This is a genomic window from Streptomyces puniciscabiei (assembly GCF_006715785.1).
Lineage (GTDB): Bacteria > Actinomycetota > Actinomycetes > Streptomycetales > Streptomycetaceae > Streptomyces > Streptomyces puniciscabiei.
Genome location: NZ_VFNX01000001.1, coordinates 3,705,719 through 3,718,388, shown reverse-complemented (window position 1 = coordinate 3,718,388; position 12,670 = coordinate 3,705,719). Strand labels below are relative to the sequence as shown.

General features: G+C 71.4%; 12 protein-coding genes and 1 pseudogene. 6 read left to right on the top strand and 7 right to left on the bottom strand.

Going from position 1 to position 12,670, the window contains the following annotated elements:
• Positions 1–202: 202 nt before the first annotated feature.
• The 3 genes from FB563_RS17170 to FB563_RS17160 form a co-directional block, all read right to left on the bottom strand.
• Complete coding sequence (locus tag FB563_RS17170) at positions 203–577, bottom strand: winged helix-turn-helix domain-containing protein (protein WP_055710326.1); 375 nt, start codon at positions 575–577, stop codon at positions 203–205.
• Entirely contained in the window at positions 574–1,347 is a 774-nt protein-coding gene (locus tag FB563_RS17165; RefSeq protein WP_234358081.1) for a hypothetical protein, read from the bottom strand. The genes FB563_RS17170 and FB563_RS17165 overlap by 4 nt, the downstream gene beginning before the upstream one ends.
• Positions 1,348–1,442: 95 nt before the next feature.
• The gene (locus FB563_RS17160; RefSeq protein WP_142218764.1) at positions 1,443–1,721 is read right to left on the bottom strand and encodes a hypothetical protein; all 279 of its coding nucleotides are present in this window, start codon (positions 1,719–1,721) and stop codon (positions 1,443–1,445) included.
• A gap of 255 nt (positions 1,722–1,976) precedes the next feature.
• Here FB563_RS17160 and FB563_RS17155 point away from each other — a divergent pair, with 255 nt between their 5' ends.
• Both FB563_RS17155 and FB563_RS17150 read left to right on the top strand, forming a co-directional pair.
• On the top strand, positions 1,977–2,567 hold the full coding sequence (locus tag FB563_RS17155) for a hypothetical protein (RefSeq protein ID WP_142218763.1): 591 nt from the start codon (positions 1,977–1,979) through the stop codon (positions 2,565–2,567).
• A 105-nt stretch (positions 2,568–2,672) separates the two neighbouring features.
• Positions 2,673–3,515: a slipin family protein gene (locus FB563_RS17150; RefSeq protein ID WP_055710330.1), complete on the top strand. Its 843-nt coding sequence runs from the start codon at positions 2,673–2,675 to the stop codon at positions 3,513–3,515.
• On the opposite strand, the gene FB563_RS17145 is transcribed toward FB563_RS17150, so the two are convergent.
• A complete protein-coding gene (locus tag FB563_RS17145; RefSeq protein ID WP_142218762.1) occupies positions 3,445–4,650 on the bottom strand; it encodes an MFS transporter in 1,206 nt (401 codons plus the stop codon). The genes FB563_RS17150 and FB563_RS17145 overlap by 71 nt on opposite strands.
• A gap of 91 nt (positions 4,651–4,741) precedes the next feature.
• On the opposite strand from FB563_RS17145, the gene FB563_RS17140 reads away from it, so the two are divergent.
• From FB563_RS17140 to FB563_RS17130, 3 genes and pseudogenes are all read left to right on the top strand, one after another.
• A complete protein-coding gene (locus FB563_RS17140) occupies positions 4,742–5,725 on the top strand; it encodes an ArsR/SmtB family transcription factor (RefSeq protein ID WP_142218761.1) in 984 nt (327 codons plus the stop codon).
• A 128-nt stretch (positions 5,726–5,853) separates the two neighbouring features.
• Positions 5,854–6,342, top strand: a complete 489-nt coding sequence (locus FB563_RS17135) for a glutathione peroxidase (protein WP_055709372.1) — start codon at positions 5,854–5,856, stop codon at positions 6,340–6,342.
• Between the two features lie 66 nt (positions 6,343–6,408).
• Positions 6,409–7,239: pseudogene (locus FB563_RS17130) on the top strand (MerR family transcriptional regulator).
• A 142-nt stretch (positions 7,240–7,381) separates the two neighbouring features.
• Here the strand turns inward: FB563_RS17130 and FB563_RS17125 are convergent.
• From FB563_RS17125 to FB563_RS17115, 3 genes are all read right to left on the bottom strand, one after another.
• Positions 7,382–7,573 carry a DUF397 domain-containing protein gene (locus tag FB563_RS17125; protein WP_055709371.1) on the bottom strand — a complete coding sequence of 64 codons (192 nt, stop codon included), beginning with the start codon at positions 7,571–7,573 and terminating at the stop codon, positions 7,382–7,384.
• A 189-nt stretch (positions 7,574–7,762) separates the two neighbouring features.
• Complete coding sequence (locus FB563_RS17120) at positions 7,763–8,620, bottom strand: helix-turn-helix domain-containing protein (RefSeq protein ID WP_055709370.1); 858 nt, start codon at positions 8,618–8,620, stop codon at positions 7,763–7,765.
• A gap of 255 nt (positions 8,621–8,875) precedes the next feature.
• Entirely contained in the window at positions 8,876–9,631 is a 756-nt protein-coding gene (locus FB563_RS17115; RefSeq protein WP_055709369.1) for a GOLPH3/VPS74 family protein, read from the bottom strand.
• Positions 9,632–9,826: 195 nt separating this feature from the next.
• On the opposite strand from FB563_RS17115, the gene FB563_RS17110 reads away from it, so the two are divergent.
• Positions 9,827–12,538 carry a D-alanyl-D-alanine carboxypeptidase gene (locus tag FB563_RS17110; RefSeq protein WP_244329023.1) on the top strand — a complete coding sequence of 904 codons (2,712 nt, stop codon included), beginning with the start codon at positions 9,827–9,829 and terminating at the stop codon, positions 12,536–12,538.
• Positions 12,539–12,670: the final 132 nt, after the last annotated feature.

The window sequence follows — 12,670 nt, the reverse complement described above, 5'->3', positions numbered from 1 at the left end:
CCAAGCTGAGAGGCGGCATTCGGACACCGGGCACCTTCTCCACCGTGTCGAGTGGGACGTCAATGCGGGTGTCGTCTCCGAAGACCTGCACGACCGGCTGCACTCGGTTTCGCTCCCGGCCAATGGTGAGAACGGGACCCGTGAGCTGCGCGAACGGGGCGCGCGGCACCGCGTGATGTCCCGAAGCGGTGATCAGTGGCGATCAAGTGTCGGACGGGCCAGGCGCGGGACGGCGCACCTCCAGGCGACGCACGAGGGCGCGCAGGGTGCGGAGTTCGGTGTCCAGGGCCTGGGCACCCTGGCGGGTGAGGGTGACCCAGGTTCGGGGGCGCCGGCCGGCGTAGCCCTTCTCCACGGTGATCATCCCGGACTCCTCCAGCACCTTCAGGTGCCGGGAGAGGTTTCCGTCGGTGACGGCCAGCTGCTTCTTCATGAAGCTGAACTCGACCCGGTCGGCTTCCCGGGCAATGGTGAGGATGCCGAGCCGTACCCGCTGGTGGACGGTGTCGTCCAGCGCCTGGGTGGGATGCAGCGCCTCTTGGTCGTCCCGCGCAGCGGTCGAGTCCTCCACGCTCATGGGACGACCGTACCCGCACCGGTGACACCGGACGCTCCCCGGCGGCGGACCACCGCCCACTCACACAGACCGGCGAGGAGCAGGATGGCGGCGAGCAGAAGGGCCTTGGCCTGGGGTCCGTCGGCCCAGCCAGGGTCGGCGGGGTGCCGCCACGGCAGCCATCCGCTGCCCCAGGAGGCTCCCAGGTAACCGGTGAGCAGCAAGGCGTGAGCGGTGCCGGCCGCCGCGGCGACCCAACTGCGTTCGGCCAGGCCCAGGGCGAGGAGACCGATGCCGACCAGGTACCACGGGGAGGCGTAGGCGTTCTCCAGCAGCTCGGCCTCCCACGGCTGGTCCTTGCCGAACAGCAGCACCATCAGGGCGGCCGTGATCACCGTGGTGGCCGTGGCGGTCACGCGGACCCACAGCCCGCGCCGGGGAACGATGCCCCGGGCCTCGCCACGCAGGCGATACCAGCGGGCGAGGGCGAACCATGCGAGAGGGAGGAGCGCGAACCATACGCCCCAGGCCACGAAGCGCAGTACGGCGCCGTCGAACTCGCCCTTCAGGCAGGGGGTTCCCGGTTCGTGGACGACGCACAGACCGGTCAGCTCGGCGTAGGCGAAGGCCGGATAGGAACCGACGTTCCGCCCGTGGGCTCCGAAGTTGAAGGCGTACCGGGCGATCGGAACAGCCGCCAGTGCGAGGAGCCCGAAGCCCAGGAGAGGAGTCCACGCACCGCTCGTCTGCGTGCGGGTCCTGACCCGGAGGCCTTCCGTCGCAGCCAGCAAGGCGGCCGCGGCCGACCTCGGTTCCGATTGCCCGTCGCTCCGTACGTACGTTCCCATCTGTCCCCCTTGTGGTCGCGCTGCAGCAGCGCCGAGAACTAACTTTGCATCACAAAGTACATGGCGATCAAGAGCGAGCCGGGGCCCAGCGCCCGGACGAGATGTTCCTGGGCGGGATCGAGTGAGCGGCGGGCCGCGTTGACGAACCTCAGGTGCGCCTCGCACAACCGGCCGTGAAACGGGCGGAGTTCGTCCAGGTCCTGGCTGCCGGCCCGGCTTGCCACCGGGGACATCGACTGCAGAGTGGCGTTGAACGGCCCCCAGGCGACGGCGGGTGCGCGTCTGTCGGCGAAGGCCTCGCGGAGCTCCATCTCCACGGCGCCGAACGCCTGGAGGAATGTCTCGTAGGCGGCGATCCGCGACTCCTGGGGGCACTGGCGGTTCCGGCCGGACCGGCAAGACCGACGAGTGGGGCGGGGCTTCGCCGGTATGCGGTGCGCGCCGCGGTGCCACCCGCCCGGCCTCATGGCGTCACACCCTGGACATGCCCGGAATGCCGGTTATCTGAGCTGTCGGTACGTTCGTCGCAGGTCGGTCGGCCGGCCGACGTCCGTGAGACAGAGAGAAGCGACATGCCCTCGCGTACTTTTGCCGTGGTCGGCGCCGGAGTGGGCGCGGCCGTCCTTGCAGCCGCCGGCATCACCTACGCCTCGACCGTCGGGGCCAGCCCTTCGCCCGTCGCGTCCGCCCCGGCGGCCCCGTCCGTCCACCGGGCGGCCAAGCCTGCGCACCCCGCAGGCAAGCCCGTCTCCCCGGCGGCCAAACCCGTGCAACGAGCCGCTCCTGCCGCGGCCTCCTCCGGCGACAGGGGCGCCGGACGAGACAGGGGCGAGGGGCGCGACGGCGGCGGGCGCGGCCGTGGCCATGGGGACGGCGGGAGGATCTACTTCAACGACCGTGCGTACTCCGCCTCCGCCGAGGGCTGTATCACCACGGGCGGCGGACTGGGCTCCGGCAGCTTCAGCGTGTTCAACGACAGCCGGAGGGTCATCGAGGTCTTCCGGGGCTTCAACTGTGACAACGGCTCCCCGGTCGCCGTCGTGGGTCCCCACGGCGAGACCAGTGGCGTGGTGACCCGTACCGGCCACGAGGGCTTGTTCGGCTTCGGCGACGACGGTGTCGTGGGCAGCTTCCGGGTGATCTGCGACCGCGACGAGTGGTGACGGCGGTACCGGAATCTTGACGCATTCATGACGCGGCGACCGCATCCATCCGGCCACCGCCGGTGTCCTCTCCGGTGTCCGTGCCGTTGCGAGGAATGGAGTGCCATGGAAGGCACCGTGGTGGCGGTCGTCGTGGTGGCGCTGTTGGCGCTGCTCGTGCTGAAGAGCGGTATGCGGGTGGTCAACCAGGTGGAGCGCGGAGTCGTGTTCCGGTGGGGCAAGGCCCTGCCGGGCCACCGGCAGCCGGGCATCACCTTCCTGATCCCCTTCGCCGACCGCATGCGCAAGGTGAACGTGCAGGTCGTGACCATGCCGGTGCCCACCCAGGAGGGCATCACGAAGGACAACGTGTCGGTGAAGGTCGACGCGGTCGTCTACTTCCGGGTGACCGACCCGGTGCGCGCGGCCATCGAGGTCCAGGACTACGTCTTCGCCGTCGGGCAGGTCGCCCAGTCCTCGCTGCGGTCCATCATCGGCAAGAGCGATCTGGACGACCTGCTGAGCGATCGCGAGCGGCTGCACGAGGGGCTGGCGCTGATGATCGACAGCCCGGCCGCGGGCTGGGGCATTCACATCGACCGCGTCGAGATCAAGGACGTGCAGCTGCCCGAGTCGCTGAAGCGGTCCATGTCGCGGCAGGCCGAGGCCGAGCGGGAGCGGCGGGCCCGGGTCATCACCGCCGACGGTGAGTTCCAGGCCGCGCAGCAGCTCGCCAACGCCTCCAGGATCATGGCGGACACGCCGGAGGCCATGCAGCTGCGGCTCCTCCAGACCGTCGTCGAGGTCGCCGCCGAGAAGAACTCGACCCTCGTGATGCCCTTCCCCGTCGAGCTGCTGCGCTACTTCGACCGGGCGGTGCAGAAGATCGACGCCGACCTCAGCGTGCCTCGGCAGCAGCAGGCCGAGGCTCCCGCCGCCCCGGCTCCGGAGAGCGCCGGGCAGCCGTAGCCAGCGCCAGCGTCACACCCACCGAGCCCGCCGCCATCACTGTCATCCCGGCGGCGGGCGAGGTGAGTTGGGCCACCGCTCCGGCCAGCGAGGCGCTCACGCCCTGCATGGTCAGCATGCCGGAGGAGTGCAGTCCCAGGGCCTGGCCGGCGAGTTCGCCGGGGGTCAGGTCCATCAACCGCTCCTGCTGGACGAGGCTCGCGCCGAAGCCCACGGAGGCGACCGTCACGCACACCGCCGCCACCGGCAGCGGCGGGTGCGCGCAGAACACCAGGTACGGCGTCGCCAGCAGGAGCAGCAGCGGGGTGGCCAGGCGGCGCCGTACCGCAGGCGGCAGCAGCCGGCCCACCGTCACGTCGCCGGCGAACATGCCGAACGCCCCGCAGGCGAACAGGGTTCCGGCGGCGTGCGGGGCGTACGACACGTACAGGGACTCGCAGCCGACGACCAGGCCGTTGGGCAGCCACAGGCCCAGGTAGGTGAGGCGGCGCGGGCGGGAGGACCACAGCAGGGCGTTGGTGCGCCAGGTCGCCGACGGGGAGGGGCGGCCCACGCTCCGGGGCGGGCGGGCGGTCAGGCCCAGGCGCAGGGCGAGCGCCGCCGACAGGTACAGCGCCGCCGACAGCAGCAGGCACACGCGCGGGGAGAGCGCCCCGAGCAGGGCGCCGCCGGTGGCGAAACCGGCGATCTGCATCAGCCCGCTCATCATGTTGAACAGCGAACGCCCCGGCAGATAGCCGTCCTTGGTGAGGATCTCGTTCAGCAGGCCCCAGCGGACCCCGCCGCCGAGAGAGGCCACGAGACCCAGCACCAGGACGACGCCGAAGACCGCCCCGACCGGCAGACCGGGCACCGCCTGCACCGCCGTACCGGCCGCGAAGGCCAGCGCGATCAGGGACAGCGCCGTACGAGGGGGCAGCCGGTCGGCGCCGGAGAGCAGGAAGGTCGCGCCGAGCACCTGGGCGAGCGACGGGCCGAACATGCTCACCGCCGACAGCAGCGGCGAGCCGGTGGCCCGGTACACGAGCGTGGCCAGGGCCAGTCCGCCGAGGGTCTGCGCGGCGGTCTGCGCGGCCGAGCCGAGAAAGAGCGGGGTGAACTCCGGGGTGCGGAACAGGGATCGGTAGCTGGACATACCGGGGAGTCTCGGCGGGGCACCGGCGGGCTCGTTATTGTTTCGCCACAACGCGAAAGGTCGTACGGCCGCGGGAGGGAGGTACGCCGAGATGGGGCTGTGGCAGCTCAACGCGGACACCCTCGCCCGCAGCCGGTTCGTCGTCTCGCCGCTCGCCGAGACCTTCGCCTGTCTGAAGCTGCTGCACGCGGCGGACGCCGCGCATCCCGGTGAGCAGGCGTGGCTGCGCGCCCATCTGCCCGCCTACCGGGCGCGGCTGACGGCCGAGCCGGTGACGGCACTGCTGGTGCGGGCGGGGCTCGGCCGGGAGTGGATCGCCGACTTCCTGACCCCGGCACCCCGTGGCGAGGAGGAGTTCGCGGCCGAGGTCGCCCGGGTCCGCGCCACGGCGCCGGACGCGGCCCGCGCCCATCTGCGCACCGCGCTCGCCGGCCCGCTCCCCGCCGAGCTGGACCGCGACGACCTGCCCGAGCGGGCGGCCGCCCTCCTGGAATGGGTGTGGGAGGCGACCGTACGGCCGTCCTGGGAGCGGCGCCGGCGGGTGCTGGAGGCGGACGTGGTCGCGCGGACCGCGCAGGTGAGCCGGGGCGGCTGGGTGAGCGTCCTCGACGCGATCCGCCCCGGGCGCACCCGCTGGCTCGGCGAGAACCGGCTCCAGATCAACCTGCACGAGTACCCGCCCCGGGAGATCTCCGGGGCCGAGCTGCTCTTCGTGCCGGTGACCGTGCAGCGGGCGGGCTGGGTCGCCTGGGACGACGGGGTGCGGTACGCGGCGGTCTACCCGTGCGCCGGCGCCCTCGCCGACGCCGGCAACAGGACCGTCCCGTCCGCCCTGGGCGCCCTGCTCGGTCAGGCCCGCGCCGAGGTCCTGCTCCTCCTCGCCTCCCCCATGAGCACCACCCAGCTGACGGCGGTGACGGGGCAGGGGCTGGGCTCGGTGGGGCGCCATCTGCGGGTGTTGCGGGAGGCGGGTCTGGTGGAACGACGGAGGGCGGGGCGGTCGGTGCTGTACGCACGGACGGCGGCGGGGGACGTTCTGACGGAGGCACCGGGGCGGGTGCTGGGCGAGGGGTAGAGTCGCTTGCCGGCCCTGGCCGGGTGCCGCCCCGTAAGGGGCGCGGGGAACCGCGCGGGTGACCACGACGAAGCCGCAGCCGCCCGGCGGCCGGTCCCGGCACCCCGTAGGGCGTCTAGGCTCCCCACATGACCAACGTACTGAATGTCGAAATCGGCGCCCTCCAGGGCGGCCCCGCCAATCTCGCCCAATACGCCGGCCAGGCGATCCTCGTCGTCAACGTCGCCTCCAAGTGCGGCCTGACCCCCCAGTACACGGGCCTGGAGAAGCTCCAGGAGCGGTACGCGGCGCGCGGCTTCACCGTGCTCGGCGTGCCCTGCAACCAGTTCCTCGGGCAGGAGCCCGGCACCGCCGAGGAGATCGCGGAGTTCTGCTCGGCGACGTACGGCGTGACCTTCCCGCTCACCGAGAAGGTCGAGGTGAACGGCGAGGGCCGGCACCCGCTGTACGAGCGCCTGGTGGGCTTCGCCGACGCCGAGGGGCACAGCGGCGACATCCGCTGGAACTTCGAGAAGTTCCTGATCGGGCGGGACGGCACCGTCGTCGCCCGGTTCTCCCCGCAGACCGAGCCGGAGTCGGACGCGGTCGTGGCGGCCATCGAGGCCCAGCTCGGCTGAGCACCGCTTGACCTTGCCCCTGGGGCAGAGCCGAGCGTCCCTGTCACCGGGCGGCGGATCCGCCCGGTGACGGAGGATGACACGGTGGACGACGACCAGCTCACCGACGGCCTGCTCACCATCGGTGCGTTCGCCGCGCGGGCCCGGCTGTCGGCCAAGGCGCTGCGCCTGTACGACCGGCTCGGCCTGCTGACGCCGGCCCAGGTCGACGACAGCACCGGCTATCGCTACTACCGCGCCGATCAGGTCGAGCGCGCCCGCCTGGTGGCCCTGCTGCGGCAGCTGGACATGCCGCTGGCCCGGATCGCCGAGGTGCTCGGCGCCGAGGGGCCCGAGGCCGCCGGCCGGCTCGCCGCCTACTGGGCGGACGTGGAGAGCCGGGTGGCCGGGCAGCGGACGCTCGCCGAGTACCTCCGTGGACGGCTGTCCGGGAGGAGTTCGGAGATGTACGAGAAGTTCGTGATCGAGACCGTGGACGTACCGGCGCAGGTGGTGATCACCGAGTCGCGGCACACGCTGGCGGACGAGCTGCCGACGTGGATCGGCGCGGGAGGTTTCTCGGCCGCGCGCCCAAGAACTCGGGTGGCGCTCCGAGGTGGCGACTGCGGGTTCGATGTGGCTGGTCGCGCAGTTCCCCGCGCCCCTTCAGGTCTGCTGACGCGGCCGGTGTGAAGAGGCGGCGTCAGGTCAGGTGCCTCGTCCCGGCTGGCCTACACGCGGATCACCAAGGCCCAGGTGGCCAACCCGCAGATCCTGGCCGCCTTCGAGGCGGTCGAGCAGTGGATGGCGGGCGAGGGTCTGCGGATGGCCGGCCCCTGCCGCGAGATCTACTTCGCGGACTGGGACGCGGCGGGCCCGCACGACCCGGTGTGCGACGTGGCGTTCCCCGTGCGGTGACACGCGCCGACAGGGGCCGGCCCCACGGCACGACCGAGCCCCCTCGGCAAGGACGGCGACTGGTCGAGAGGGCTCATCTGGTGGTGCTTGTGAAGTTGTTTTCGTCGGGAGGTCGTCACTGACGAAGGTCAGGGAGGGCCCCCTAGGCCTTGACCGAGGTCACGAAGGCGTTCCACGCGTCGGCGGGGAAGGCCAGGACCGGGCCCTCGGGGACCTTGGAGTCACGGACGGCGAGTTCGGCGTCGGTGGGCGACTTGACCTCGACGCAGGCGCCGTTGCCCGCGGAATAGGAAGACTTCATCCACGTCTCCGAAGCGCCCTGAATCAGTGCCATGTCCACTCCTGTTGCGAGTTGCGATAGTGCGGTTCACGCCAACCTTGTCGTCTGATTGGCGTGATCGACGCTACCGGGCAACTGCCGCCGCTGGAGTAGTCGTTCACTCAACCGGATGGCATATTCCAGGTGGGCCTTCCATTGGAGTGGACCTTCGGTGTAAGATCCGGCGCCCTCCGTGACAGCCGTTCATTCGGCGTACTGTTTGGCCACCTTCGCAATGAACTGCCGGGATTGCTCCACATTGAGGGACTGTGCCCGCAGATGCTCGTACATCACGGCGTACTTCTGTACGTCCTGGGCCTTCTCCAGGTACAGGTCGCTGGTGACGCCCTCCAGGTACACCACGCTGGAGTCGGCCGCGTCGGCGAACTCCAGGATCGCGTACTGGCCGTTGAGCCCCGGGTGCGCGCCCACCTCGAACGGCAGCACCTGCACGGTGACGTGCGGCAGCTGGGACATCTCGATCAGATGGTCCAGCTGCTCGCGCATCACCAGCTTGCTGCCCACGACGCGCTTCAGCGCCGCCTCGTCGAGCACGACCCACAGCCGGAGCGGGTTGGTCTCGGCGGTGATACGTTCCTGTCTGCGCATGCGCACCTGCACACGCTTCTCGATCTCGGCCGTCGACGTCTCCGGCAGCGCGCCCTGCACCAGGGCCTCCGCGTAGGCGCGGGTCTGCAACAGACCGGTGACCAGCTGGGGTTCGTACACCCGCAGCGACTCGGCGTCGGTCTCCAGACCGATGTAGACGCTGTAGGGGATGTCCCCGAAGGTGTGCCACCAGCCCTGCTGCCGGGAGTCCCGGGCCATCTCCATCAGCGAGTCGACGATCCGCTGGTCCTCGACCTCGTACACCCCGCACAGATCGCGCACGTCGCGCTGGCTGATGCTTCTGCGGCCGTTCTCCAGCCGGCTGATCTTCGACTGCGACACCAGCAGCCGTTCCGCCACTTCCTCGGCCGTCATGCCCTTGAGCTCGCGGAGCCTGCGCAGCTCCTGGCCCAGCCGGCGCCGCCTGACGGTGGGATTGACATTGGACGCCACGGGACGTGCACCTCCGGCTGCCTGCCTGTTTGCTTAACACTTTCCGTATCTGCTGCTGAGCAGACTGCCACCAAGGTGCTTTCTACCGCTGGGAAATGGTGGATATGCGGCGCGTACGCGTCAGTTCGCCACGGCTCGCCACCCGATGGTGTGCCCGGACGCAGTCGAGCGGGACGGCGGGATCCCGGGGAAGGATCCCACCGCCCCGCTCTGACCAGCGGCTCCCGAACGGGTCTGGGCGAACCGGGTTGCGGCTCAGTGCGCCACGGCGCGTGCCATGGATCCGTGGCGCGGCTGCATCGGAACCCCGCGTGCGGGTTCCGCCGCGGCCCTGGCACCGGCCGCACCCTGCCGCCCGGCGGCGGCCGCACCCCGGCGCGGCTGCGCCACAGCGCCGTTCTGCACGTCCATCACGGCGTGCGCGACGAGACCGCCCATGGGGTCGTGCCGGATCAGATCCCGCAGCCGGGACCGGGACGAGCGTCCCTCGTTCCCCGGATACAGGTGCTTGCCGAGTCCGACGGCGTGCGCCAGGGCGGCGAGCGCCGCGGTCCGCGGGTCCGGCGGTACGCCGGTGCGGATCGCGGAGTCCAGCCGGGCTCGGATCTCCCGGCTGATCTCGTTGTCCGTCGCCTGATAGCGAGTCGTCGGCAGCACCCCGCACATCTGGCCCGCCACGGCATGCACCATGCCGCACCGCTCCAGATGCGAGAGGTAGGTCTGCCTGAGCCCCAGCCGGGGCCCGCCGATCCAGTGGACGGCACGCACGGGAGCGCCACGCCTTCGCAGCAACTCCAACGCGCAGTCCAAAGTCGGATCTCCAGTCGGCCGTGGCACCACCACGGCGATACGATCCCCGTCTGGGGCTATCCGTCCGGCCAGCGCCAGCTCCACTAGCTGTGCTCCGGCCAGACCGAGGTCGAGCGACTGCGGCTGTGCAGTGGTACCCGTGGCCGGGTCCAGTGCCAGCAGCAGAAGCTCCTCCGGAAGTGTTCTGCGGCTCCTGCCCATCCATGCCTCCCCGCGTGGATGAATGACAGGGTGACCCCTCTCACATTGGTCTGTCGAGGGTGCGTGACCGGTTCGTGAGGGAACCGGTAGGTATGTCGTTCTCGTCTACCGCAGGGGCCAAGCCCTCACACAGGACACTGGTACATGGTTCGGACAGGGCGCGCGCGTGGGCGTGCGGCGCATGAGGAGGCATCGGTGGCGGGCGAGTCCCCCGACAGGTCGAAGCAGCGCGAGTCGTCGGCAGAACCGACGCCGGGGAGCGCGGGTCCGGTTCCCGAGGCACGCGATCCGCGCCTCGCCGTCTCGCGGGAAAAGGATTCCGCGCCCGGCGTCGTGGACACCGCGACGAAGGTCCTGTCGGTCCGCGACGTGAAGACCCCCGCCCCGGAGGCCTCCTCGGAGGACACCGCCCTCCGCGAGGCGGTCTCCTCCTGGGTCCGCGCCGCCGCCCCCGCAACTCCCGGGCCGACGCCCGCGGATGAGCCGACGGCCGAAGAGACCGGTTCCGAAGAGACCGGGACAGAGGAGACCGGGACCGGCGCCGAGTCCCCGGACGCCGACGCGAAGACGAACACGGCCACGGAGCCGGACGCTGACGCGCCCGCCGACAAGGCCCCGGACGCGGACGCGGAGACCGAGGCGGCCCCCGACGCGGACGAGAAGGCCGACCCGGCCAACGAGTCCGACGAGAACGCGGACACCGAGGCGACCGCCGAGGAGAGTTCCGAGGCGGAGACGGAGGCCGACGCGGACCGTGACGCCGAGGCGGAAGCTGAGGCTGAGGCGGACGACAACGCCGGGGCCAAGGCGGATGCAAAGGCGAAGGCCGGCGAGGGCGAAGCCGAGGCCGTGGTGGCCGAGGACGGGCCTGAGGACGCCGACGGCGAGGACGCCCCGCAGGGGCCACCCGCAGCCGGCGACGAGACCCGCACGGGTGGTGCGGGTGGGAACGACACCGACGCCGAAGGCGAAGCCGAGGCGGGTGACGAACCGGCTCCCACGCCGGAGGCGAAGGCCGGCGAGGGCGAAGCCGAGGCCGTGGTGGCCGAGGACGGGCCTGAGGACGCCGACGGCGAGGACGCCCCGCAGGGGCCACCCGCAGCCGGCGACGAGACCCGCACGGGTGGTGCGGGTGGGAACGACACCGACGCCGAAGGCGAAGCCGAGGCGGGTGACGAACCGGCTCCCACGCCGGAGGCGAAGGCCGGCGAGGGCGAAGCCGAGGCCGTGGTGGCCGAGGACGGGCCTGAGGACGCCGACGGCGAGGACGCCCCGCAGGGGCCACCCGCAGCCGACGACGAGACCCGCACGGGTGGTGCGGGTGGGAACGACACCGACGCCGAAGGCGAAGCCGAGGCGGGTGACGAACCGGCTCCCACGCCGGAGGCGAAGGCCGGCGTCGATCAGCCCACCACCGTCTTCAAGGCCGTCACGCCCAAGCCGCGGGTCGACCAGCCCACGACCATGCTCAAGCTCGGCGGCAAGAAGTCCCCGGAGTCCGACTCCGAGCGCACCAGCAAGTTCGTGGCGCTCAAGAACGACGTGGCCCCGGCCGCCAAGCCGGACGCCACCACGCCCGTCCCCCAGGTCGGCCCCGAGCGCACCACCCAGCAGCCCCTCCCCCCGAAGCCCCCGCTGGACCTCCTGGCGGAGCTGACGAACACGCCGCCGCCCCCGGAGACGGCGGTCCGCACGCTCGTGCGCCGGGTCAAGATCTGGACCCCGCTGGTCCTGCTCCTGGCGATCATCTTCGCGGTCGTACAGACCCTGCGCCCGCTCCCCGACCCCACCCTCGACCTCACGGCGAAGGACAGCTACACCTTCGACGGCGGCAAGGCGGACATCCCGTGGCCGGCGAGCGGTCAGGCCGCGCTCGACGTCCAGGGCATCGGCACGTTCGGTTCCTCCGGCGCCCAGAAGCCCGTACCGATCGCGAGCGTCGCCAAGGTGATGACCGCTTACCTCATCCTGCGCGACCACCCGCTCAAGAGCGGCCAGGACGGCCCGAAGATCACGATAGACAAGCCCGCCCAGGACCAGTCGGACGCGGGCCAGGAGTCCACCGTGCGCGTCACGGCCGGTGACCGGATCTCCGAGCGGGAGGCCCTTGAGGCCATCCTGCTGCCCTCCGCCAACAACGTGGCCCGGCTGCTCGCCCGCTGGGACTCCCATTCGGAGCAGGCGTTCACGGTGAAGATGAACGCCGCCGCCAAGAGCCTCGGCATGACCGACACCAAGTACACCGACCCCTCGGGCCTGACCGCCTCCACGGTCAGCACGGCGGTGGACCAGGTGAAGCTGGCCCGCGCGGCGATGCGGCAGCCCGTCTTCCGCGAGGTCGCGGCGATGATGTCGTACGACGACTACAAGGGCGTCAACCACTCCAACTACAACCGCCTGGTCGGCCACAACAACGTCGTCGGCATCAAGACCGGCACCTCGACCGCAGCCCTCGGCAACCTGGTCTTCGCGGCGAAGCAGCAGGTCGGCGGCGAGACGCGCACCATCATCGGGGCCGTGCTGCGCCAGCCCGCCGGCGGCTTCGACAACACCATCATCAGCGGGGTCCTGGACGCGGGCGACAAGCTGATCCGGGCCGCGCAGGGCGCCCTGAAGCCGGTGACGATCCTGAAGAAGGGCGACCTGGTCGGGTACGTCGACGACGGCCTCGGCGGCCGTACCCCGGTCGTGGCGACGAAGGACGTCACGGCGGTCGGCTGGTCGGGCCTGAAGGTGAAGCTGTCCTTCACCCACGGCAAGGTGCCGCACACCGCGAAGGCCGGCACCGAGGTGGGCTCGCTCACCGTGGGTGACGGTTCGGCGGCCGGTGCCGTCAAGGTGCCGGTGGCCCTGCAGGAGGATCTGGCGCAGCCCGGCTTCGGCGCCAAGCTGACCCGTCTGGGCTGAGTCCGCACGCCGGTCGTCACCAGCACGCACCCCGCCGACGGAGACCCGCGGCGGGGTGCGTGCTAGCGTCACGAATCGGGGCAGGTCGCCGGTCACGGGACATGGCCGCGAACTGGACGGGAAGCAGCCGGG

Bases quoted from the DNA above. Each gene is read 5' to 3' on its own strand.
- FB563_RS17170 (WP_055710326.1), bottom strand. From the start codon at position 577: ATGAGCGTGGAGGACTCGACCGCTGCGCGGGACGACCAAGAGGCGCTG.
- FB563_RS17155 (WP_142218763.1), top strand. From the start codon at position 1,977: ATGCCCTCGCGTACTTTTGCCGTGGTCGGCGCCGGAGTGGGCGCGGCC.
- FB563_RS17150 (WP_055710330.1), top strand. From the start codon at position 2,673: ATGGAAGGCACCGTGGTGGCGGTCGTCGTGGTGGCGCTGTTGGCGCTG.
- FB563_RS17145 (WP_142218762.1), bottom strand. From the start codon at position 4,650: ATGTCCAGCTACCGATCCCTGTTCCGCACCCCGGAGTTCACCCCGCTC.
- FB563_RS17140 (WP_142218761.1), top strand. From the start codon at position 4,742: ATGGGGCTGTGGCAGCTCAACGCGGACACCCTCGCCCGCAGCCGGTTC.
- FB563_RS17135 (WP_055709372.1), top strand. From the start codon at position 5,854: ATGACCAACGTACTGAATGTCGAAATCGGCGCCCTCCAGGGCGGCCCC.
- FB563_RS17125 (WP_055709371.1), bottom strand. From the start codon at position 7,573: ATGGCACTGATTCAGGGCGCTTCGGAGACGTGGATGAAGTCTTCCTAT.
- FB563_RS17115 (WP_055709369.1), bottom strand. From the start codon at position 9,631: ATGGGCAGGAGCCGCAGAACACTTCCGGAGGAGCTTCTGCTGCTGGCA.